This window comes from Mesorhizobium sp. M1295, from assembly GCF_040318135.1.
Classification (GTDB): domain Bacteria; phylum Pseudomonadota; class Alphaproteobacteria; order Rhizobiales; family Rhizobiaceae; genus Mesorhizobium.
This window is the reverse complement of sequence record NZ_JAMYLU010000035.1, coordinates 21864-42496: the sequence shown is the minus strand read 5'-3', so window position 1 is coordinate 42496 and position 20633 is coordinate 21864. Positions and strand designations below refer to the sequence as shown.

Annotated in this window: 21 protein-coding genes and 1 pseudogene; 6 read left to right on the top strand and 16 right to left on the bottom strand. The window is 63.4% G+C overall.

From position 1 onward, the window contains the following. Positions 1–244 precede the first annotated feature (244 nt). Positions 245–751, bottom strand: a complete 507-nt coding sequence (locus NKH29_RS30105; protein ID WP_352895206.1) for an OsmC family protein — start codon at positions 749–751, stop codon at positions 245–247. Between the two features lie 325 nt (positions 752–1076). On the opposite strand from NKH29_RS30105, the gene NKH29_RS30100 reads away from it, so the two are divergent. Continuing rightward, positions 1077–1985 carry a DMT family transporter gene (locus NKH29_RS30100; RefSeq protein WP_023719842.1) on the top strand — a complete coding sequence of 303 codons (909 nt, stop codon included), beginning with the start codon at positions 1077–1079 and terminating at the stop codon, positions 1983–1985. 199 nt (positions 1986–2184) lie between these two features. Here NKH29_RS30100 and NKH29_RS30095 read toward each other — a convergent pair whose 3' ends face one another. After that, positions 2185–3039, bottom strand: a complete 855-nt coding sequence (locus NKH29_RS30095; RefSeq protein ID WP_352494864.1) for a LysR substrate-binding domain-containing protein — start codon at positions 3037–3039, stop codon at positions 2185–2187. Between the two features lie 114 nt (positions 3040–3153). Between NKH29_RS30095 and NKH29_RS30090 the strand changes: the two genes are divergently transcribed. Together NKH29_RS30090 and NKH29_RS30085 are read left to right on the top strand one after the other, a co-directional pair. After that, positions 3154–3561 (top strand): tautomerase family protein, encoded by a 408-nt coding sequence (locus NKH29_RS30090; protein ID WP_352481829.1) that lies wholly within the window; start codon positions 3154–3156, stop codon positions 3559–3561. Between the two features lie 149 nt (positions 3562–3710). Then, positions 3711–5933: an AMP-binding protein gene (locus NKH29_RS30085; protein ID WP_352848718.1), complete on the top strand. Its 2223-nt coding sequence runs from the start codon at positions 3711–3713 to the stop codon at positions 5931–5933. Between the two features lie 24 nt (positions 5934–5957). Here the strand turns inward: NKH29_RS30085 and NKH29_RS30080 are convergent, their stop codons facing one another. The 3 genes from NKH29_RS30080 to NKH29_RS30070 all read right to left on the bottom strand — a co-directional run bounded on the left by NKH29_RS30080 (position 5958) and on the right by NKH29_RS30070 (position 7913). After that, entirely contained in the window at positions 5958–6221 is a 264-nt protein-coding gene (locus tag NKH29_RS30080) for a hypothetical protein (protein WP_023719845.1), read from the bottom strand. A 174-nt stretch (positions 6222–6395) separates the two neighbouring features. Next, the gene (locus NKH29_RS30075; protein WP_023719846.1) at positions 6396–7211 is read right to left on the bottom strand and encodes a CDP-alcohol phosphatidyltransferase family protein; all 816 of its coding nucleotides are present in this window, start codon (positions 7209–7211) and stop codon (positions 6396–6398) included. 3 nt (positions 7212–7214) lie between these two features. Continuing rightward, a complete protein-coding gene (locus NKH29_RS30070; protein ID WP_023719847.1) occupies positions 7215–7913 on the bottom strand; it encodes a phosphatidylserine decarboxylase in 699 nt (232 codons plus the stop codon). 265 nt (positions 7914–8178) lie between these two features. Here NKH29_RS30070 and NKH29_RS30065 point away from each other — a divergent pair. Next, positions 8179–9044: pseudogene (locus NKH29_RS30065) on the top strand (SMP-30/gluconolactonase/LRE family protein). A gap of 5 nt (positions 9045–9049) precedes the next feature. Here the strand turns inward: NKH29_RS30065 and NKH29_RS30060 are convergent. The 4 genes from NKH29_RS30060 to NKH29_RS30045 all read right to left on the bottom strand — a co-directional run bounded on the left by NKH29_RS30060 (position 9050) and on the right by NKH29_RS30045 (position 13328). Next, positions 9050–9397 (bottom strand): hypothetical protein, encoded by a 348-nt coding sequence (locus NKH29_RS30060; RefSeq protein WP_023719849.1) that lies wholly within the window; start codon positions 9395–9397, stop codon positions 9050–9052. 88 nt (positions 9398–9485) lie between these two features. Then, a complete protein-coding gene (locus tag NKH29_RS30055) occupies positions 9486–11372 on the bottom strand; it encodes an ABCB family ABC transporter ATP-binding protein/permease (RefSeq protein ID WP_352814829.1) in 1887 nt (628 codons plus the stop codon). Positions 11373–11393: 21 nt separating this feature from the next. Continuing rightward, positions 11394–11768 (bottom strand): ArsR/SmtB family transcription factor, encoded by a 375-nt coding sequence (locus NKH29_RS30050; protein ID WP_352494862.1) that lies wholly within the window; start codon positions 11766–11768, stop codon positions 11394–11396. 60 nt (positions 11769–11828) lie between these two features. Then, positions 11829–13328 (bottom strand): LysM peptidoglycan-binding domain-containing protein, encoded by a 1500-nt coding sequence (locus NKH29_RS30045; RefSeq protein WP_353001235.1) that lies wholly within the window; start codon positions 13326–13328, stop codon positions 11829–11831. 114 nt (positions 13329–13442) lie between these two features. Between NKH29_RS30045 and NKH29_RS30040 the strand changes: the two genes are divergently transcribed. Continuing rightward, complete coding sequence (locus NKH29_RS30040; RefSeq protein WP_023719853.1) at positions 13443–14054, top strand: LOG family protein; 612 nt, start codon at positions 13443–13445, stop codon at positions 14052–14054. 56 nt (positions 14055–14110) lie between these two features. Here NKH29_RS30040 and NKH29_RS30035 read toward each other — a convergent pair whose 3' ends face one another. Next, on the bottom strand, positions 14111–15028 hold the full coding sequence (locus NKH29_RS30035) for a LysR family transcriptional regulator (RefSeq protein WP_352481839.1): 918 nt from the start codon (positions 15026–15028) through the stop codon (positions 14111–14113). 118 nt (positions 15029–15146) lie between these two features. Here NKH29_RS30035 and NKH29_RS30030 point away from each other — a divergent pair, with 118 nt between their 5' ends. Further along, positions 15147–15437 carry a muconolactone Delta-isomerase family protein gene (locus tag NKH29_RS30030; RefSeq protein WP_353001234.1) on the top strand — a complete coding sequence of 97 codons (291 nt, stop codon included), beginning with the start codon at positions 15147–15149 and terminating at the stop codon, positions 15435–15437. Positions 15438–15491: 54 nt separating this feature from the next. Here NKH29_RS30030 and rarD read toward each other — a convergent pair whose 3' ends face one another. The 6 genes from rarD to NKH29_RS30000 all read right to left on the bottom strand — a co-directional run bounded on the left by rarD (position 15492) and on the right by NKH29_RS30000 (position 20632). Then, the gene (gene rarD / locus NKH29_RS30025; protein WP_353001233.1) at positions 15492–16424 is read right to left on the bottom strand and encodes an EamA family transporter RarD; all 933 of its coding nucleotides are present in this window, start codon (positions 16422–16424) and stop codon (positions 15492–15494) included. A gap of 127 nt (positions 16425–16551) precedes the next feature. Further along, positions 16552–17091, bottom strand: a complete 540-nt coding sequence (locus NKH29_RS30020) for a hypothetical protein (protein ID WP_051409686.1) — start codon at positions 17089–17091, stop codon at positions 16552–16554. Positions 17092–17095: 4 nt separating this feature from the next. Beyond that, positions 17096–18718: a citramalate synthase gene (cimA, locus tag NKH29_RS30015; protein ID WP_198030508.1), complete on the bottom strand. Its 1623-nt coding sequence runs from the start codon at positions 18716–18718 to the stop codon at positions 17096–17098. After that, complete coding sequence (gene pip, locus NKH29_RS30010; RefSeq protein ID WP_023719859.1) at positions 18715–19671, bottom strand: prolyl aminopeptidase; 957 nt, start codon at positions 19669–19671, stop codon at positions 18715–18717. Before pip ends, cimA begins: the two co-directional genes overlap by 4 nt. Continuing rightward, positions 19668–20144 carry a GFA family protein gene (locus NKH29_RS30005; protein WP_023719860.1) on the bottom strand — a complete coding sequence of 159 codons (477 nt, stop codon included), beginning with the start codon at positions 20142–20144 and terminating at the stop codon, positions 19668–19670. The genes pip and NKH29_RS30005 overlap by 4 nt, the downstream gene beginning before the upstream one ends. Continuing rightward, the gene (locus tag NKH29_RS30000) at positions 20141–20632 is read right to left on the bottom strand and encodes a GFA family protein (RefSeq protein WP_353001232.1); all 492 of its coding nucleotides are present in this window, start codon (positions 20630–20632) and stop codon (positions 20141–20143) included. The genes NKH29_RS30005 and NKH29_RS30000 overlap by 4 nt, the downstream gene beginning before the upstream one ends. Position 20633: the final 1 nt, after the last annotated feature.

The following is a 20633-nucleotide window of genomic DNA, read 5'->3' as shown; positions in this document are numbered from 1 at the left end:
GTTCCCATCAGCCATCGCATCAAGAAATGCGCCTGGAACGACGACTATCTCATCAATGCCATCACTCATATGCGATAGCCCTGCCCTTGAGGGGGAGATGCCAAGTTTTTGCAAAGCCGGCAGGCCAGAGGGGGTCGCCACGCGTGGAGCGCCAGCCTCCATCTGCCGCAGCAGGCCGAGCCCCGTCGGACCAACCCCCTCTGCCCTGCCGGGCATCTCCCCCTCAAGGGGAGAGATTGGCACATCAGCGTCCCGCGCTTACCGTCAATTCGGGCTTCTGGCTGATGGTCTGGAGCACCACGCAGTAGCGCTCGGTCAACTTGATCAGCGCATCGATGCGCTCCTGCGGCTCGTCGGTGTCGAGGCCGAATGTCAGCCGGATGGCGCGGAAGCCAACCGGCGCATCCCTCGCCACGCCAAGCGTGCCGCGAAAGTCGAGATCGCCTTCGGCTTCCACCGTGGCGGCCCCAAGCTTGAATTCCAGCGCCGTGGCCACCGCCTTCAGCGTGACGCCGGCGCAAGCCACCAGCGCCTCCAGCAGCATGTCGCCGGAGCAGAGTTCGAGCCCGGTGCCGCCGGTCGCCGGATGCAGCCCGGCAATGGCGATCGCCCTGCCTGTCTCGACCTTGCAGGCGATCGATTGGTCGTCGATCGAGCCTTTGGCGCGGAGAGTAATCAGCGCGCGCGAGGCGTCGTCGCGATAGGCCTCCTTCAGCGGCGCCTGTATGGCCTTCAATGCGATCGCGTCCATTTCATTTCCCTCCCATAGTTGCCTGGCTTCGCTGCCTAACGGCGGTGTCGCCTGCCCCAAACGCAAGTCCCCGCTGGCGTAGCGCTTGGCAGGGTTTCGCCCCGTATAGCCTGACGATACGGGGAGCATCCAACGCCTTCACACCCTCTCTCGCAACACATTCGTAGGGCCGCCGGACATATGGCCGATATCGCCATCCTGGAAACCCGCGAAAGGGCTTCGCCGGCAGCCTGTTCACCTGGGCTGCCGGTCTGCTGTTTCGATGCACGACGCCTCGATCAAGCTGACACTATGGTGTCAGGACGGGGCAGCGTAGGCTGGTGAAATGACGGAATCGCTGGACATGTCAGGCACAGTGGAAAGCGCCCGCGAACGTACCCTTGGCATCATCCTGGTCTCGGCGTCGGCGGCCGTCTTCGGCCTCACCGGCGTGCTGACCAAATCGATCCATTCCGACCCGCTGACCATTACCTGCTGGCGCGGCTTCGTCGGCTCGATCCTGATCAGCCTCTATGTGCTATGGCGCCGCCAGCGCTCCGGCGGTCGCGACAGCCTGCGGCTCGGCTGGCGCGGCTGGCTGCTGGCGATCGAGGGCGCGCTCGCCAGCATCGCCTTCATCTCGGCGTTCAAGTTCACCTTTGTCGCCAATGTCGCCATCATCTACGCCACCGCCCCTTTCGTCACCGCGCTGCTGGCCCTCCTGTTGGTCCGCGAACCGTTCCGGCTGCAGACGCTTGCTGCCGCTGCCGTGTCACTATGCGGGGTGGCGATCATGGTCTGGTCGGGCTTCGGCACCGGCCATCTGTTCGGGGACGGGCTGGCGCTGCTGATGACGATCGGCAGCGCCCTCTACATGATCATGGTGCGCACCTTCCGCGATACGCCGGTGGTGTGGGCGGGTGCGGTGTCGGCATTCCTTTTGTTCGTGCTCGGCTGGTTCGTCACCGATCCGCTGGCCGTCTCGGCCAGGGACGCATTGCTTCTAGCCACCTTCGGCTCCTCGTTCGCGCTTGCCTCGATCCTGTGGACGGAGGGCGCCCGGCTCATTCCGGCGGCCGAGTCCGGACTGCTGGGTTCGGCCGAAGTGCCATTCGCGATCCTGTTCGCCTTCCTGTTCCTGGCGGAAATCCCGCCGGCAGCCAGCATGGTCGGCGGCGCAATCGTGCTTTGCGCCGTGTTCGCTCACGCCGGCCGTGACTGGCTGATGGCCAGGCAGCGCGCAGCGGATGCATGACCAAAATCCTCGCCACGCCCGAGGGCGAGTTGGAGGTCCGATCACGCGAAATCCGTGCCTGAAAATAAATTTGAAAAGTCATGGAACCATCATCGGGCTCAGGCATTATGGCTGCGACGGGCCACCCCCAAGTCCCCCCAAACCCCTCGGCCCGTCCTACTCAGAAGCCGACCGCAAGGTCGGCTTTTTCTTTGCTGACTCAACTGGCCAAGCCCAGGTTGCCGCTGAACAACGCGGCCAGATCCTGCGCCGGCCGGTCGGCATCCTCACGCAAGCGGATGGCGAATTCGGCGACCGGCACCGGCGGCAGATCAAGATCGCGCGGCGCCTCGACGATGCCGGAATGAGCGAAGCGCGCCGTCCTCAACGTCAAAGCGATGCCAGCGTGTACCGCCGTACGCAGGCCGGCAAGGCTGGCACTGCCGGCAGCAATGCGATAGCGGCGGCCGGCCGCATCCAGTGCACTGGTCGCTGCATCGCGAAACCCGCAATGGGGATCGAGCAGCGCCAAGGGCAATTCCTCTTGGCGGGTGGCCAAGCCGTTTTGTGAGCAAAGCCAGATCATTGGCTCTTTGAGCACGCCGACTTCGTCCCGCGTCGGCGCCTGTCGCATGGCAATGGCCAGATCAAGGGTGCCGGCTTGCAAAGCCTGCGCCAGTTCGGCGGAGCGGCCGACGCGCAATTCGATCCTGACGCGCGGATGGCTGACAGCGAAGGCCCTGAGAAGCTGCGGCAAGCCGCTGTCGGCGAAATCCTGCGTCGTGCCGATGGCGACGCGCCCATCGGCATGCGCCCCTTTGAGGGCCAGCCACGCCTCGCGGTGCGCAGCAAGAATGCGCCGCGCGTGGCCGACCAGATCCTCGCCCGCCGGCGTCAGGCCACGCCCTCGCCCCTGCGGCACCAGCAGCGGTTCGCCGACTACATCCTCCAGCCGCTGCATCTGCGCGGTCACCGCCGACGGCGAGCGGCCGACGATCGACGCAGCCTGCGCCAGCGAGCCGCTATCGACGAAAGCGAGGAAAGTTTTGAGGAGGTCGGGATCGAGCGCCTGCATAGTTCGACAATATCAAAGTATTTATCAAAAACAATTCGATTTTTCTGACGCAAGGACGATGGCATGATTTTCTCGACGGCGAAGAGACGCCGCTTGAAACCGAGGAGAAGAAACATGCCGATCATCAACGTCAGCGTTACCGGCAAGCCCGATGCCGCTTTGTCCGCCGCTATTGCCAAGGAGGTGACCGAACTGACGGCCACGCATCTGCGCAAGGACGCGACGATCACAGCTGTCGCGATTTCCTATCTCGACCCCGAGCACTGGTTCGCCGGCGGCAAGTCGCTGGCCCAGCACGGCGCCAACACGGCTTGGCTCGACATCAAGGTCGTCGACGGCACCAACACCAAGCTCGAACTGGAGGCCTATCTCCAGGCAATTTTTGCCGCATTCGGCCGGCTGCTAGGCAAGATCCATGAGGAAAGCTATGCCCTCGTGCACGAAGTGCCAGCGGCCGCGTATGGCTTTGGCGGCAAGACGCAGGAATTCCGCTTCATAAGCGGGAGGATGAAGGCGGCGTAGCTGCGATTTGTGGAGAAGGCAGCCGAGCCCACTGATAGCAGGAGAGACGGAAAAATGAAGCCGCATTGACGTTGATCCAACTTCGGCTAGGTTCTCACCCGAAGCGGCCACTGAAGAGCCGCGACGTGAGATTGTTGGGAGATGCGGCGATGATCCTGACACTGGCGCTGCTTGCGGGTCTTGTCACGGCCTGGCTGCTGATCGGCGTGGTGGAGAAGTTCCGCCTCGGCCTGCGCTTGAGCCAGGCGCTGCTCTACGTGCCGTTCAAGCTCGCCTACCGCATCAACGACGAGCGCATCAAGATTGCCCGCAAGTCGGCGGCCCCGATCATCTACGTCGTCTGGCATCAGTCGCGCCTCGAGCCGGCGCTGATGCTGTCGCTGCTGCCGGAGGACACGCTGCACATCCTCGACCCGGCTTCGGCCAGATCGCCTTGGCTGGAACCATGGCGCGAGCTTGGCCGCACCATCGCCTTCAACGCCGAGCATGTCTTCGTCAGCCGCAGACTGGTGCGGGTGCTGAAGGGCAAGGGCCGGCTCGCCGTTTACCTGCCGAATGCGGTCGAGCCCGACGTCAAGTCGTTTCGGTTGTTCCGCGCCATCACCCGTATCGCCATGCAGGCCGACGCTCGCATCGTGCCGATCTTCGTTGCCGGCGCGCGCAGCCTGCCGGCGTCGCTGACGCCGGCAGACAAGGCGCCGCGCCACTGGTTCCCGCAGCTGTCGATCAGCGCGCTGCAGCCGATGACCATCGCCGAGCTGGTGGCGCGGAACCCCAATCAGGCCTCCAATACCAATGCGCTGTTCGATCGCTTCGCCGAGGCCAGGCTTTTTGGCAGTGATCTCGACCGAGGGCTGTTCCTTGCCATGCGTGACGCCGCCGACCGTGTCGGCGCTTCGCACCCAATTATCGAAGACATCATCGGCGGTGCGCTGAGCTACCGGAAAATGTTTATCGGTGCCAGGGTTTTGGGCCGCCGCTTCGAGGCAATGACAGCGCCGAGCGAAGCGGTTGGGCTGCTCCTGCCCAACGCCAATGGCCTCGTGCTGGCGTTCGTCGGTGTTTTGTCGGCTGGGCGAGTGGCAGCAATGATCAACTATACCGCCGGCCCAGCGAGCGTCACCGCCGCCATCCGCACGGCGGTGATCCGCACCGTGGTCTCCTCACGCGCCTTTGTCGAAAAGGCCAACCTCGCCGACATAGTCGAGGCGGTGGAAAAGGGCGGAGCGAAACTGCTGTGGCTGGAGGATGTTCGCGCAAGCGTGACCGTGCTGGACAAGCTCGCTGCCGCCTTGCTGTGGCGATGGCCGTTGCAGCGCCAGGATGCAGCCAAGCCGGCGGTGATCCTGTTCACCTCCGGCTCGGAAGGCACACCCAAGGCAGTTGTGCTGTCGCACCGGAACCTTCTTGCCAATGCCATGCAGGCCGAAGCCCGCATCACCATCTCGCCGGTCGACATCCTGCTCAACGTGCTGCCGGTGTTCCACTCGTTCGGCCTGACCGGTGGCACCATCTTGCCGCTGGTCACCGGCGTAAAACTGTTCCTCTACCCCTCACCGCTCCACTACAAGCTTATTCCGGAGGTGGCGCGCAAGGTCCGGCCAACGGTGATGTTCGGCACCGACACGTTCCTCGCCAACTATGCCCGCACCGCCAAGGACGGCGATTTTTCCAGCCTGCGCTTTGTCGTCGCCGGTGCCGAGGCGGTGAAGCCGGAGACGCGCCGGGTTTATCGCGAACGCTTCCAGGCCGAGATCATCGAAGGTTTTGGCTTGACCGAGGCCGCACCGGTGGTTGCCGTCAACACCGCCATCCACGGTCGCGACGGCACGGTCGGGCGGCTGCTGCCGGCCATGCGCATGAAACTCGAACCGGTCGAAGGCATTAGCGACGCCGGCCGGCTGTGGCTCGACGGGCCGAACCTGATGATGGGCTACATGACCGCCGATCGGCCGGGCGAGCTACAGCCGCTCGAAGGCTGGCACGACACCGGCGATATCGTCTCGGTCGATCGCGAGGGCTTCATCACCATTCGCGGCCGCGCCAAGCGCTTCGCCAAGATCGCCGGCGAGATGGTATCGCTTGGTGCGGTCGAGATGCTGGTGCAGTCGCTGTGGCCGGAAGAGCATCACGCCGTGGTGGCGGTGCCGGACAGACGGCGCGGCGAGCGCCTCGTCCTGGTCACCACCGCCGACAGTGCCAATCCCGACGAATTGCGCGAATTCGGCAAGAAGGCCGGGGCGGCCGAACTGATGGTACCGAACGACATCGTCAAGGTCGAGGAAATCCCGGTGCTGGGCTCGGGCAAGACCGACTATGTCTCGACAAGAAAGCTGGCGCTCGAGAGGCTGGGACTGAGCGCTGCCGCCTGAGGTTTTCCAGACCTTTCCAAAACTCTAGAGGACCACTACCGATAACAGCAGAATGACGCCGACGGCCATCATCAGCAGGCCCGGCCAATTCTGTGACAAGCCGAGAAAACGGAGCCCGCGCCGCCGCGGCTCCAGAGTCGGACCTGGTGTTGCGAGATTGGGCCTCGGGCTATCCGGCGCGGTGGAGACAGCGGCCGGCTCACTGAGCCGCCCGCGCATGATGGCTGCAACCGCCATATATACGAGGCCGGCGACAGTCAGTAATGCGCCAATGAGGATGACAGCCATTTCTCGTATTCCGATGATTCTGGGCCCGATGCGGCAGCTTGCGCGACGTTGACGATCACGAGCAGTCGCTCAAACGGACCTACCGACACAAACGGTCAGGCGCCCAGCAAGTTCCGAAAACGTGGTTTTGAAGGGCGTTCCACAGCGCCGCGTGCGAAATTGGCACCAAATCTGTCAGCCGATGTCCGAGGACGGTACCTTCTCGCCTTCGCGCTTGGCGCGTCTGGAATAGGCGCGCACGCTGAATGGCAAAAACAGCAAATAGCCGGCAACCGAAGCCGTCAGCGTATACCAGGGATAGGTCATCAAAAGCAGGACGTAGAGGACGACTGCGAGGATGATCGGCAGCACTCTGTCGCCCGGTATCCTGACGCTCTTGCCGGAATAGACGGGCAGTCGGCTGACCAGCAGGAACGCCACCAATATTGTAAAGCCGGTGGCAATGAAGGCCGCCAGGCGGCTGGGTTCAAGGCCAAGCCTGAGGAAGAACAGATAGAGCGGCAGCATCACCAGCACCGCACCCGCCGGCGCCGGCACGCCAACGAAATATTCGGTTTGCCACTGCGGACGGTCGAGCTCTTCGTCGAGCACGTTGAAGCGGGCAAGCCTCATCCCACAGGCGATGGTAAACAGCAGCGCCGCGATCCAACCCGGCGAACCTGCCCTGTCGAGCAGAAAGGCATAAAGCACTAGCGCCGGTGCCACGCCGAAATTGACGATATCGGCCAGCGAATCCATCTGGGCGCCGAATTTGGAGGTCGCCTTCAGCATTCGCGCCAGGCGGCCGTCGATACCATCGAGGAAGGCGGCGAGCAGTACCATCACCACCGCCGGCTCGAAGCGGCCTTCGAAGCCGAAGCGGATGCCGGACAGGCCGGCGCAGATGGCAAGCACGGTGACCAGATTGGGCAGCACCATGCGCATCGGGATTTCACGGATGCGCGGGCCGCCGCCGCCATGCGCCTCGAATTTCTTGAACGGCGGGGCCACCGGTCAGGAGATCCGCACGAGCGGCGTTGCGGCAACGCCGCCGAATTCCGCCAGCACCGTCTCACCGCCTACCGCCGTCTGGCCGACGGCAACGCGCGGCGTCGCCGTCGAGGGCAGGAATACGTCCACGCGCGAGCCAAAGCGGATCAGCCCGAAGCGCTCGCCGGTGCCGATGGCGCCGCCGGTCTCGGCCCAGCAGACGATCCGCCGCGCCACCAGGCCGGCGATCTGCACCGCAGCCACCGTGCCGTTGGGGCTCTCTATGACCAGCCCGTTGCGTTCGTTCTCGGTGCTTGCCTTGTCGAGTTCGGCGTTGAGGAATTTTCCTGGCCGATGCTCGATCCTGGAAATGCGGCCACGCACCGGGGCGCGGTTCACGTGGCAGGAAAAGACATTCATGAATACCGAGATGCGGGTCATTTCGCCGCCGCCGAGGCCAAGCTCGCGCGGCGGCACGGCCGGGCCGACGGCCGAGACGATGCCGTCCGCCGGGCTGACAACCAGCCGGTCGTCGATCGGCGTGACACGCTCGGGATCGCGGAAGAAATAAGCGCACCACGCGGTCAGAATGAGACCGATCCAGAACAGGGTCGAGGAGAAATAGCCAAGAAAAAGCGTCGCCGCGCCGAACGCAGCGATAAAGGGATAACCCTCGCGATGGATCGGAACGAACGCATTTTTGATCGTGTCAACGAGGCTCATGGGATGAGGGCAACCTTGGTTCCAAGTCCGGCCTCAATAGCGGAAACACCCCTTCGCCGCAACGCGACAATCAGGCGGTCGGGTGTTGGCGGTCGTGCCGCCTCAGGGGCGTCCTTGGCAGCATCCGGACTGCCGAAGTGGTCAACCGGAAATATGTTGATTGCGATTGTCGGCACGAAGCCCCCACGCCCGTCCTTGGCAAGACAGCGCCTCTCATCGGCCTTTCGGCCGTGACGATTTGCGCAAACCCGGAGGTTCTCGGCCCATGCAGAAATCAGCAGCCAGGCAAGCGCAAGTGGTGATGAACGGTCTGGCCTTTGGCGAGTCGCCTCGCTGGCACGATGGCCGGCTGTGGTTCTGCAACTGGGGCACAGGCCAGATCATCGCCATTGACGCCCTAGGCAACAGCGAGATCGCGCTCATCGTGCCGGCCACCCTGCCCTACTCCATCGACTGGCTGCCGGACGGGCGGCTGCTTGTCGTGTCCGGCCGCGAAGGGCTGATCCTCAGGCAGGAGGCTGACGGGACATTGGTCACCCATGCCGTCTGAGACATCTGTCGAAGTGTCCATGGAACGAGATCGTCGTCGACGGGCGCGGCAACATCTACGTCAATGGTGGTGGGCCGGCTCCGGCTTCCGGCCAGCATTTCGGCCCCGGCACCATCGTGCTGGTTACACCGGACGGCTCGGCTCGGCAGGTGGCTGAGAATCTCGCCTTCGCCAATGGCATGGCAGTGACGCCCGACAACAAGACGCTTGTCGTTGCCGAATCCCACGCCAACCGGCTGACCGCCTTCGACATCGCTGCCGATGGCCACCTTTCCAATCGGAGAGTCTGGGCCAATCTTGGCAACGGTTTTCCCGACGGCATCTGCCTCGATGCCGAAGGTGCCGCCTGGTACACCGACGTTCCGAACAGGCATTGCGTGCGGGTGCGCGAGGGCGGCACAATGCTCGAAAGCGTCGACGTCGATCGCGGCTGTTTTGCCTGCATGCTCGGCGGCAGCGAGGGAAAAACGCTGTTCATCGTGGCCGCCGAATGGCGCGGCTTCGAACATATGATCAGCGATGCCCGTACCGGCCAGGTGCTCAGCATCGAGGCTACCGCGCCGGGAGCAGGCTGGCCATAGAGAGCTTACACCGCGGGAATCCGCTGGTAATTAGCGATATCGGCCCTGACGCCAAGTCGCGCAATGGTCTCCTGAGGATTGAAGCCGATGCGCTCATGCGCGGCCTTGATGATCGGCACGACCTTATCGACAGCGGCCTGCCCTTCCCATTCGACAATGGTCACGAGGTTGAACTCCCCCGGCCCCGAGAATTGCTCGAGCAGGAAATCCTGGACGAACCCTTGCTGCTGGCGCAGCAATTCATGCGTCATCCGGACCTTGGCAAGAATCTCCTCGCGAGCGTTGGCCGGAACGACAAACTTGTCCACCCGGAATACGCTGCCGCCACTAACTGCCTGATTTATCCCATTCATATCGATTGTCTCCGTTTTTGAACGACGCATCTTGCTGCGATCCAAAACGGCCTACGATCTCAACTTAAGTTGAGGTCAAGCACGAATTTCAGCTCACCTCCGAGGTGCGGCGGCGGACGACGACGCCGAACTCGTCGCTTTCGCGGGCAATGCGCAGCCGCTCCTCGGCCTCGCTTGCCTCGCGCTGCCGGTCCCACATCGATGCATAAAGGCCGCGCTTGGCCATCAAGGCGGCATGGGTGCCGCGCTCGGCGATCTGGCCGTCCTGCAGGACGATGATCTCGTCGGCCGAAATCACTGTAGACAGTCGATGGGCGATGACGAGGGTGGTGCGGCCCTGGCTGACCAGGTCCAGTGCCGCCTGGATCTCCTGCTCGGTGTGGCTGTCCAGCGCCGAGGTCGCCTCGTCGAGCATCAGGATCGGCGGTGCCTTCAAGATGGTGCGGGCAATCGCCACCCGCTGCTTCTCGCCGCCGGACAGTTTCAGCCCGCGCTCGCCCACCATTGAGCGATAGCCGTCGGGCAGCCGCTCGATGAACGGTCCGATCTGGGCCAGTTCTGCCGCCTTGCGCACATCCTCCTCGCTGGCGCCGATGCGGCCGTAGCGGATGTTGTAGGCGATGGTGTCGTTAAACAGCACCGTGTCCTGCGGCACCATGCCGATGGCGGCGCGCAAGCTCTCCTGCTTGACGTCGCGAATGTCCTGGCCGTCGATCAGAATCTTGCCGCGCTGAATGTCGTAGAAACGAAACAAAAGCCGCGAAATGGTCGACTTTCCGGCTCCGGAGGGGCCGACGATGGCCACCGTCTTGCCGGCCGGCACCTCGAAGCTGATGCCCTTCAGGATCTTGCGGTTGGGGTCGTAGGAAAAATGCACGTCACGGAACTCGACCTTGCCGGCATCGACGACCAGTGGCTTGGCGCCCGCCCGATCGACGATCTCGCGCTTGACGTCGAGCAGATCGAACATGTTTTCGATGTCGGTCAGGCCCTGGCGAATTTCGCGGTAGATCATGCCGATGAAATTCAGCGGCACCGAAAGCTGCATGAGCATGGCGTTGACGAAGACGAAATCGCCGACGCTCTGCGTGCCTGCCTTCACCTCGAGCGCCGACAGCACCATGACGACGGTCATGCCGATGCCGAAGATCACGCCTTGGCCGAAGTTCAGCCAGCCAAGCGAGGTCCAGGTCCTGGTCGCCGCCACCTCATAGCGCGCCGTGGAACGGTCGAAGCGCTCGGCCTCCATGGCTTCGTTGTTGAAATATTTGACTGTTTCGTAGTTAAGCAGCGAATCGATCGCCTTCGTGCTGGCTTCATTATCGCTGTCGTTCATCTCTCGGCGGATCGAAATACGCCAATCGCTCGCCCTGACGGTGAACCAGACATAGAGCCAGACCGTGACCGCGATCACCAGCACGTAAAGCCAGCCATAGGTGACGGCGAAGATGCCGGCGGTGAGCGCGAATTCGACAATCGTCGGCGCCGTCGCCAGCATGGTGAAGCGGACGATCGTCTCGATGCCCTTGGTGCCGCGCTCGATGACACGCGACAGGCCGCCGGTGCGCCGTTCGAGGTGGAAGCGCAGTGACAATTCATGCATGTGTACGAAGGTGCGGAAGGCGAGCCGGCGCACGGCATGCTGGCCGACCCGTGCAAACAGGGCGTCGCGCAACTGGTTGAAGCCGAGCTGCACCAGCCGCACGGCATTGTAGGCGACGACCAGCATGACCGGCGCCAGCAGGAAGGCCGGCAGCGGCGGCGGAGATTTGGCGTCGCCGGCCAGTGCGTCGGTCGCCCATTTGAAGAAATAGGGTCCGGCCACCAGGGTCAGCTTGGCGGCAACCAGCAGCACGGTTGCCCACACCACCCGCGCCCTCAGGTCGGCGCGGTCGGCCGGCCACATATAGGGCCAGAGATTGCGCAACGTTCTGAAGGTCGAGCCGGAATCGGCGGAAACGGTTTTCTCGGCCATTCTTGTTTACCTTTTTATATCTTAGCGGCCGGAGCAGCAGGAATCGACCAGCGCGGCCAGCGACGCGGAAACATCGGCGAGCGCAGCACGGTCGAGCTCATAGCGCGAGCGCTGGCGGTCAGGCTCGAAGCGGATAAGCCCGGCTTCGACCAGAATCTTCAAATGCTGGGAAACGGTGGACTGCGCCAGGTCGAGATGCTCGACGACCTCGCGACAGCAGCAGGAACGGCTTGCGGAAAGGTGTTTGAGAATTTCGATCCGCGCCGGATGCGAAAGGGCCGCGAGCCGGACAGCGACGGAGCGGCTATCCGGCGTACAGTTGGCCGGCGTGCAGTTGGCCGGCGCGTGTTCATCTGCCGCGCGGCGTCGGTCCGTTACGAGAGAGGATTCAGTCATCGTCCATCGGCGATAAACGATGACTGGCCCTGCCGCAAGCTATCCTGATGGGCAGAACGGCTACTCAGTCTTGACTGGCGCCGTCGTCATCTGGTCGCCCATTGCCTTGAGATCGGCGGGCTCGCCTTCTTTCGATTTCTCCGGCACCTTGAACACCTGCCCCGGCCAGATGCGGTTCGGATTGCTGATCTGGTCCTGGTTGGCGAGATAGATGGTCGAGTAGCGCATGCCCTGGCCATAGACCCGCCGCGAAATCCGCCACAGCGTGTCGTGGCGGCGGATGATGACTGCGCCATTGGCATGTTCGAGCTTGGGGCCCACGGTCTCGGGAGCTTCGCCCGGAGGCGTCGCGACGGCCATTTCGGCCGGGGCCTCGGTGGCAGGAATGGGGGCAGTTGCGGGCGTTTCGGCGGCTGTCGCCGGTGCGGCTTCGGTGGCCGGAGCGTTCGGCTCGGCTGGTTTTACCTCGGCAGGCTTTGGCTCGGCGGGTGCGACGGCGGCAACCGCCTCGCCCGGCTCGCGTTCGAACGGCACGGCGGCACGAGCCACCACCGTCACCCCGTCGGCGTCGAGCGCGTCGACATGGATGGTGTAGGTGCCGACCGGGACGTCGCGTGTCGCTTCGACCAGGAAGTGGCGGTCGGGCGAGGTCTTCGCGTCGCCGAGCAGGATATCATTGGCATAGGCGCGCACCTTGCGGCCGGGATCGGCGACCCCGGCAACGAAAATCTTGTTGCCGTCGATTTCGACGGCTTCGACGACGACCTTGGGCTCCGCCGTGGAAGTAGCAGGCGCTGCCGGTGTGGCGGGCGCTGCCGGAGCCGGTGCGGCTTCAACAGCGGCCGGCGCGGCAGAAGCAGGCGCTGCTGGAACATCAGCCGCCGGGGCGGTCGGCGCTGCGGCAGCCGGCAATTCGGTGCCGGTGGCGGGTGGCTGAACGGCCGCCTGTTCGCCGGTTGGCGGCGAGGCGTCAGATTTTGCCTCAGGGGCAGGAACAGTGAGCAGTTCGGACGGCTTTCCCGGCTCCTCGACCATTGCCAGCACTTGACCGGTGGAATTCTGGGGAATCGAAACGACGGCGGTCTGCGCCGAGGCGGTCACGACATTGTCGGCCGTAGAGCGAAGCGTGATCGTATAGTCGCCGGGCTTCAGCGGATCGTCGAGAATAATGGCAAAGGCGCCGTCGGGACCGGCGACCGTCGAGCCGAGCACAGTCGAACCGTTGAGAATCTCGACCTTGGCGTTGGGCGCTGCATTGCCGGCGACGACGATCGAGCCGTTGCTTTCGACGCGCACGATGTCGAAGGTCGGCACGATCGCACCTGCAGCGGCCGGCGCGGCGGGCGTCGCCGCATCGGTGGACGCGGCGGGCGCAGACGGCAGCCGCCCCTCGGTTGCCGGAGCGACCGGTTTCGAAACCGGCGGCGTCAGCGCCGCGACTTCCGCAGGCGGGGTAGAATTGAGATACGGGTCGAGTGCGCCCGATACATAGGCGGTTCCCGCCGCAGCGACGGAGCCGCCAGCCGCGAACAAAAACGCCTTCAACGGATTAATTGCCATGTTTCCCTGCCCCTTAGCCACCTAATTTCGGTCTAGCCTGTTTTGCCAAAGCCGACAAGAAAAAGCCCGCTCCGGGGCTTGACCATGCCAATAGTCCCTATCACCAATCATAACATGAACACGATTCGATCTGTCTGCGTCTATTGCGGCTCGTCCCCGGGCCGAGATGAAACCTATATCAAGGCCGGACACCTGCTTGGCCGCTCGATCGCCAAGTCCGGCCTGCGTCTGATTTATGGCGGCGGCACTAAAGGTATCATGGGTGCCGTCGCTGAAGGGGCATTAAAGGCCGGCGGCAAGGTAACGGGCATAATTCCACGTTTTCTGATCAACCGGGAGGCGACCGAAACCGCGCTTGACCGGCTCGACGAGCTCGTCATCACCGACAACATGCACGAGCGCAAACACAGGATGTTCGAGAAATCCGACGCCTTTGTGGCGTTGCCCGGCGGCATCGGCACCGTCGAGGAGATCGTCGAGATCATGACTTGGGCGCAGCTCGGACATCATCGTAAGCCGATCGTCTTCGGCAACGTCGGAGGGTTCTGGGATCCGATGCTGGCGCTGCTCGACCACATGGCAACGGAAGGCTTCATCCACACCGCGCAGCGGGTCAAGCCGCTGGTGGTCGAGGACCCGGAAGCGATCGTAGCCGCCATCATGGTGGCGGGATCCTCCGTCGATGCACCGACGGAGGGCGTGCAGTCGGTGATTGATAAAATGTAGAGTGAGTAGGGAGTAGGGATAGACACGCGCGCCGGTTCGGAAGGTGTTGTACTTTACTATTCACTATTCACTATTAACTCCTTCATTAACTCCTTCCCTACTGCCTTCCTTAAGTCCGCGATGACCGCCCGCTTGTCCTGACGTCGCCAGGCGAGATGGATCGAGACGGTGCGTTCGAACCACGGCAGATCGCGAAACACGATCTGAGGCGGCGCGGCACTCCGCAGGCTGGCCTGCACCGTCGCCAGCCCAAGCCCGGCGCTGACCAAGCCCAACGACGTCAACGGATCGGTCGTCTCATAGGCTATGTCGGGCAGGAAACCGGCCTTCGCACAGGCGGCGAGAAATTGGCTGCGGTTGGTGTCGTCAGGCTGGCGCACCACCGTGATCCAGGTGCGTCCGTCCAGTTGCTGCGGCAGTATCTCCGCGATTTCGGCCAATGGATCGCTTTCCGGCATCGCCAGAACCAGAGGCTCGCGCATGATGAGCAAGGCGGCGATGTCGGGATCGTCGGCAGAAGGAGGCGTGTAGACGAGGCCCAGATCGAGCGATCGTTCGCGCAGCGCTTCGATCTGCGCGGCGGAACGCTGGCCCTTCAGTTGAAGATGAAATTCGGGCCGGTCGCGGCGAAACTGGCGCAGCATCCGAGCGACAAGCCCGGCATGGACCGCACCTTCGACATAGCCGATGGCGAGACGGCCGACCGTACCGCTGGCGAGATTGCGGCCGAGCTCCTCCAGCCGTCTTGCATGGGCCAGCAGCGCACGCGCCTCGGTAAGAAAGGCGCGGCCTTCGGGATTGAGATGAACACGCTGCCTCGCCCTCTCGAATAATGTGATGCCCAGTTGCTGCTCCAGCTGCATGATCTGGCGGCTGAGCGGCGACTGCGAGATGTGGAGCAATTCGGCGGCACGCCCGACATTGCCGGTTTCGGCCACCGTGATGAAATAGCGGAGCTGGCGCAGGTCGAACATTGTTGCTCCGATGCTCAAGTCCCGTGAGGTCTCAACTTTAGCCTAATCAGTCTTGGACTGTCTGGCCAGCCGAAGCGAATATTTTCGCCATTCCAACGGCCAACATCAGGAGATTCCGATGCAGTTCTTTGCCCTTCTTGTGCGCAACACCGAAAAGTTCACCGACGCCGATTTCGTGCCTCTGCTGCCCGGCGAGGCCGAGCAGCGCCGCACGCTCTATGCCGAAGGCGCCGTGCGTCAGGTGTGGAATCGAGGCGACATTCCCGGCAGCGGCATGATGTTCGAGGCCGGCAGCGATGCCGACGTGCGCAGCCATCTCGCAACCTTGCCGCTGGTCAAGGCCGGCATGATGGACATTGCCGCCGTCGTGCCGCTGCAGCCCTATCCAGGCTTCGGGCCGAAGCGCTGAGCGACCGTGAAAGAGGCGGCTGCCGGCATTAGGCCCGCCAGCCGCCTTTCTTCGTTACGCGGATCGAGCGGATGCGGCGACGGTCTTGCGCGCCGAAGAAAACATCGACCAGGAGTACATCGCCAGCGCCGCCCAGATCAGGCCGAAGGCGATGGCCTGAACGCTGCCGAAGGGTTCGCCGAAAATCAGCACCGCGATCAAAAAGACGATTGTCGGCGCGATATATTGCATGATGCCGATGGTGGAGAGGCGCAGCAGCCTGGCGCCGAACGCAAACAACAGCAGCGGCACGGCGGTGACCGGTCCGCAGCCGACCAGCAAGGCGGTGTCGTTCAAGGAGCTGGAGACGAAATGATCCTGTCCTGTGGCGATCAGGAAGAGGATGTAGCCGAGCGCCGGCACCGACAGTAGCAGCACTTCGAGCAGGAAGCCCTGGCTTGGACCAATTGGCAGCGTCTTGCGGAAGAAGCCATAGGCGGCAAAGGAAAAGGCCAGCACCAGCGACACCCAGGGCAGCTTGCCAGCGTCGATGGTTAGCACCGCGACGGCGATTGCCGCGAGCACCACCGCCGCGATCTGCAGGCGGTCGAGCCGTTCGCCGAGCAGCAGCGCGCCGACAACGACGCTGACCAGCGGGTTGATGTAATAGCCAAGCGCGGTCTCGATCGTGCGGTCGACCGCGATCGCCCAGACATAGATGCCCCAGTTGACCGAGATCAGCGCCGCCGTCAGCAGCGCCATCGAAATGATGCGCGGCGAACGAACGGCCGCTTTGAAATCGGCAGTGCGGCCCGCCCAGACCAGGACGGCGGCCGCGATCGGCACCGACCAGACGATGCGGTGGGCGATGACTTCGGCCAGCGGCAGATGCGCGACAGCCTTCATGTAGAAGGGCAGCAGCCCCCAAAGCAGGTAGGCGCCGAGCGCCAGCAAGAAGCCGCGACGAGCTTTGGTATCGGCCTCGATTTGAAGTACTTGGGTAGCCATGGCCCAAGGCTATGCGCCAGCGGCCCCGGCAAGACCATCGCAAAGTTCTGATGGATCAATGGAGTCTCGCTGATGGTTCAAGAACCCGGAGTTTTCACCAGTTCATTGAAATGCGCGAAGCCCGCAGTCATTTGGTCTCGCCGGGCGCAGGCACCAATTCCATGAATTCCGCTCCAACGGTGTCGTGACGAAAGCCCGTCACGCATTCTGCCACCTCGATCGGAATATCGGCGATAAAGTCTATGGCGGCAGCACCTGCGTCCTCGCGATCCTGATCTGCGAAGCGCTCGCGGCGGATCTCCTCGAAACAGGATGGAAGGTTTCCTGTCGCTTCCAGGTTGCGCGCACCGTCTGCGCTGGTGTGTCGTATGCTCCAGACTTCGTGCCCGTCGCGCCACTGTTCGGCCCATTGCAGCATGACCGTATCGATATTGTGAACGACGACAATGTCCCTGCCCGTCGAAAGGTTAGCCAGGCGCTTCTCGTCCACCAGGTCCATGTTCACGTCGTTAAAAATGACGACAGACCAATTTTGACCAACCGTCACGCCATTGTAGTCAAAATCAAAAACCTCGTCCGATTGTCCGCTCTGAGCCAGACCGAAAGCCAGCGCTGCCTTCGCGAGTGGCAGACCATTGAATGCGACCCAGCTTATCGTGAAGCCCATTTCCTCACTCCGCCGCGATCAGCCCGGCCATGTCGCGGTTCTTCATCAGCTTGTAGACGATCGAATCCATCAGCGCCTGGAACGAAGCATCGATGATGTTTTCGGAGACGCCGACCGTCCACCAGCGCGCACCGGTGCCGTCATGCGATTCGATCAGCACGCGGGTAATCGCCTCGGTGCCACCATTGAGGATACGCACCTTGAAGTCGGCCAGCTCAAGATCGGCGATCTCGCTCTGGAATTTGCCGAGATCCTTGCGCAGCGCAATGTCGAGCGCGTTGACCGGGCCATGGCCTTCGGCGACCGACATCTTCTCCTCGCCCTCGACCAGCACTTTCACAATCGCCTCCGAGACCGTCTTCAGCTGGCCGTTGGCGTCGAAGCGGCGCTCGACCATGCAGCGGAATGAAGTGACGCGGAAGAATTCCGGCACGCCATGCAGCATCTTGCGCGCCAGAAGCTCGAAGCTGGCGTCGGCGCCTTCGTAAGCGTAGCCCTCCGCCTCACGCTCCTTGACCACGGCGATCAGCGCGTCGAGGCGATGGTCGTCCCGGGGCATGTCGATGCCGCGCCGTTTCAGCTCGGCCATGAAATTCGCCTTGCCGCCTTGGTCCGAAACCATGACGCGGCGGCGGTTGCCGACAGTCTCTGGCGGCACATGCTCGTAGGTCGCCGGCTCCTTGGCCAGCGCCGAGGCATGGATGCCGGCCTTGGTAGCGAATGCGGAGGCGCCGACATAGGGGGCCTGCGCTTCCGGCGCACGGTTCAGCAACTCGTCGAAGGCGCGGGACAAGCGCGATATACCGGTCAACGCCTCCGCTGAAATGCCTGTTGCAAAGCGGCCGGCAAAGGCAGGCTTCAACGACAATGTCGGCACGATCGAGATCAGATTGGCGTTGCCGCAGCGCTCGCCTATGCCATTCAGCGTGCCCTGGATATGGCGCACGCCGGCCTCCACGGCGGCAAGCGAATTCGCCACCGCCTGGCCGGTGTCGTCATGGGCGTGGATGCCGAGATGGTCGCCCGGTATGCCGGCCGCGATCACCTTTTCGACGATGGCGCGCACCTCGGAGGGCTGCGTGCCGCCATTGGTGTCGCATAGAACCACCCAGCGCGCGCCGGCATCGTAGGCCGTCCTGGCGCAGGCCAGCGCATAATCGGGGTTGGCCTTGAAGCCATCGAAGAAATGCTCGCAGTCGACCATCGCCTCCTTGCCGGCACTGAGCGCCGCCTCGACCGAGGCCTTGATCGCCTCGAGGTTCTCCTCATTGGTGCAGCCGAGCGCGACGCGGACATGGTAGTCCCAGCTCTTGGCGACGAAGCAGATGGCATCCGACTTCGACTGGACCAGCGCGGTGAGGCCGGGGTCGTTCGAGGCCGACACTCCTGCCCGCTTGGTCATGCCGAAGGCGACGAACTTGGCATCGGCCGTGCGACGCTCGGCGAAAAAGGCGGTGTCGGTTGGATTGGCGCCAGGGTAACCGCCCTCGACGTAGTCGATGCCGAACTCGTCGAGCAGCTTGGCGATGGCGATCTTGTCCTCGACGGAAAAGTCGATACCCGGCGTCTGCTGACCATCGCGCAGCGTCGTGTCGAACAGATAAAGGCGCTCGCGAGCCATCGTCATTTCCCGGCAAACACGTCCGTTGCGCGGATCAGCCTGTCGAGGATGCCCGGCTCCGAATAGGCGTGGCCGGCACCTTCGATCAGATGGAAATCCGCTTTCGGCCACGCCTTGTGCAGCGCCCAGGCATAGCGCGCCGGGCACGGCATGTCGTAGCGGCCGTGAACGATGCTACCCGGTATATCCTTAAGCTTCCATGCATCACGCAGCAGCTGTCCCTCTTCCAGCCAGCCGGCATGGACGAAATAGTGGTTCTCGATGCGGGCGAAGGCCAGGGCATAATCATCCTGGCCGAAGGGACCGCTGGTTTCCGGTTCCGGCAGCAAAGTGATCGTCTCGCCCTCCCACAGGCTCCAGGCGCGAGCGGCCTCGACCTGCGCCACAGGATCGCTACCGACCAGCCGTTTGCGGTAGGCGGCCATCATGTCGCCGCGCTCAGCCTCCGGAATGGGCGCCAAAAACCGCTCCCATTTGTCGGGGAACATCTCCGAGACGCCGAACTGGTAGTACCATTCGAGTTCGGCGCGGGTCAGCGTGTAGATGCCGCGCACGACCAGTTCGCTGACCCGCTCGGGGTGTGTCTCGGCATAGGCCAGCGCCAGCGTCGAACCCCACGAGCCGCCGAACACCAGCCATTTGTCGAAGCCGCACATGTCGCGCAGCCGCTCTATGTCGGCGACCAGATGCCAGGTGGTGTTGGCTTCGAGCGAGGCATTGGGCGTCGATTTTCCACAGCCACGCTGGTCGAACAGGATGACATCGTACAGCGTCGGATCGAACAGCCGCCGGTGCTTTGGCGAAATGGTGCCGCCCGGTCCGCCATGCAGGAATACCGCCGGCTTGGCACCGCGGGTGCCGGAGCGCTCCCAATAGACCTGATGGCCATCGCCAACGTCTAGCATGCCGGACTCGAAAGCCTCGATCTCGGGATAGAGGGTGCGGAATTCGCTGCTCATAGTTTCAGGCCCTGGTGCGGCCAGTTGGCCGTCTCGTGATCGGGATGCTGGAAGGAGATGATTGACTCCTGTCGCGCGTAGAAATCCGGATCGTCGTGGATTGGCGCGTCGAAGATCGTCTCCACCCAAGGCAGCCTGGCGGCGTAGTTGACCTGGATCTGCGGCGCCAGATCGGAACGGTCGTCGAAGGCGCCGATGGCGATCTCGAGCGCGCCGGGCTGGCGGTAGGTCAGCGGCGTGCCGCAGCGGGCGCAGAAGCCGCGATCGATGTTGACCGACGACTGAAAATAACTCGGCTCCTCGCGCAGCCATTCGACGCCGTCGCTCGGCACTGTCACAAGCGCGCCGAAAAACGAGCCGAACTGTTTCTGGCACATGCGGCAATGACAGATCGAGGGGCGGCCGAGCGCGCCGTGGATGCGGAAGCGCACGGCGCCGCACTGGCAGCCGCCGGTACGAACGGTTTCGGTCATGATCTTTCCTCCGGCGGCCATTGTTCGGTGTCATGGTCGGGATGTTGGTAGGAGACGAGGTCGGCGAGATAGGAGGCAGACGAGACGTCGGCCATCGTTTCCTCACCGGGCAATTCGCGGACATGATCCACATAGGGGAGCTTGGCTTCGACACCCCATTGGATCGTCGGCGCGATCTCCTCGGGGTGGTCGAATGCGGCGATGGCGAGCGCCACGCCGTCGGGCGCTTCGAAGGTCAGCGGCGTGCCGCATTCGGCGCAGAAACCGCGCAACGCCGCATTGGACGAGCGGAAGCGTTTGGGCTCGCCGCGCGTCCAGTCGAGTCCTGCGCCCCGCACCGACACCAGCGGCAGGTAAAAATTGCCGCTCGCCTTCTGGCACATGCGGCAATGGCAGACGGAGGCATCGCCGAGCGCGCCTTCGACGCGGAAGCGCACTGCGCCGCACTGGCAGCCGCCCGTATACACCGGTCTGTTGTCAAGGCTCATC

Coding starts and splice junctions, on each gene's coding strand:
- NKH29_RS30105 (WP_352895206.1), bottom strand. CDS start 751: ATGGACGCGATCGCATTGAAGGCCATACAGGCGCCGCTGAAGGAGGCC.
- NKH29_RS30100 (WP_023719842.1), top strand. CDS start 1,077: ATGACGGAATCGCTGGACATGTCAGGCACAGTGGAAAGCGCCCGCGAA.
- NKH29_RS30095 (WP_352494864.1), bottom strand. CDS start 3,039: ATGCAGGCGCTCGATCCCGACCTCCTCAAAACTTTCCTCGCTTTCGTC.
- NKH29_RS30090 (WP_352481829.1), top strand. CDS start 3,154: ATGCCGATCATCAACGTCAGCGTTACCGGCAAGCCCGATGCCGCTTTG.
- NKH29_RS30085 (WP_352848718.1), top strand. CDS start 3,711: ATGATCCTGACACTGGCGCTGCTTGCGGGTCTTGTCACGGCCTGGCTG.
- NKH29_RS30080 (WP_023719845.1), bottom strand. CDS start 6,221: ATGGCTGTCATCCTCATTGGCGCATTACTGACTGTCGCCGGCCTCGTA.
- NKH29_RS30070 (WP_023719847.1), bottom strand. CDS start 7,913: ATGAGCCTCGTTGACACGATCAAAAATGCGTTCGTTCCGATCCATCGC.
- NKH29_RS30060 (WP_023719849.1), bottom strand. CDS start 9,397: ATGAATGGGATAAATCAGGCAGTTAGTGGCGGCAGCGTATTCCGGGTG.
- NKH29_RS30055 (WP_352814829.1), bottom strand. CDS start 11,372: ATGGCCGAGAAAACCGTTTCCGCCGATTCCGGCTCGACCTTCAGAACG.
- NKH29_RS30050 (WP_352494862.1), bottom strand. CDS start 11,768: ATGACTGAATCCTCTCTCGTAACGGACCGACGCCGCGCGGCAGATGAA.
- NKH29_RS30045 (WP_353001235.1), bottom strand. CDS start 13,328: ATGGCAATTAATCCGTTGAAGGCGTTTTTGTTCGCGGCTGGCGGCTCC.
- NKH29_RS30040 (WP_023719853.1), top strand. CDS start 13,443: ATGAACACGATTCGATCTGTCTGCGTCTATTGCGGCTCGTCCCCGGGC.
- NKH29_RS30035 (WP_352481839.1), bottom strand. CDS start 15,028: ATGTTCGACCTGCGCCAGCTCCGCTATTTCATCACGGTGGCCGAAACC.
- NKH29_RS30030 (WP_353001234.1), top strand. CDS start 15,147: ATGCAGTTCTTTGCCCTTCTTGTGCGCAACACCGAAAAGTTCACCGAC.
- rarD (WP_353001233.1), bottom strand. CDS start 16,424: ATGGCTACCCAAGTACTTCAAATCGAGGCCGATACCAAAGCTCGTCGC.
- NKH29_RS30020 (WP_051409686.1), bottom strand. CDS start 17,091: ATGGGCTTCACGATAAGCTGGGTCGCATTCAATGGTCTGCCACTCGCG.
- cimA (WP_198030508.1), bottom strand. CDS start 18,718: ATGACGATGGCTCGCGAGCGCCTTTATCTGTTCGACACGACGCTGCGC.
- pip (WP_023719859.1), bottom strand. CDS start 19,671: ATGAGCAGCGAATTCCGCACCCTCTATCCCGAGATCGAGGCTTTCGAG.
- NKH29_RS30005 (WP_023719860.1), bottom strand. CDS start 20,144: ATGACCGAAACCGTTCGTACCGGCGGCTGCCAGTGCGGCGCCGTGCGC.
- NKH29_RS30000 (WP_353001232.1), bottom strand. CDS start 20,632: ATGAGCCTTGACAACAGACCGGTGTATACGGGCGGCTGCCAGTGCGGC.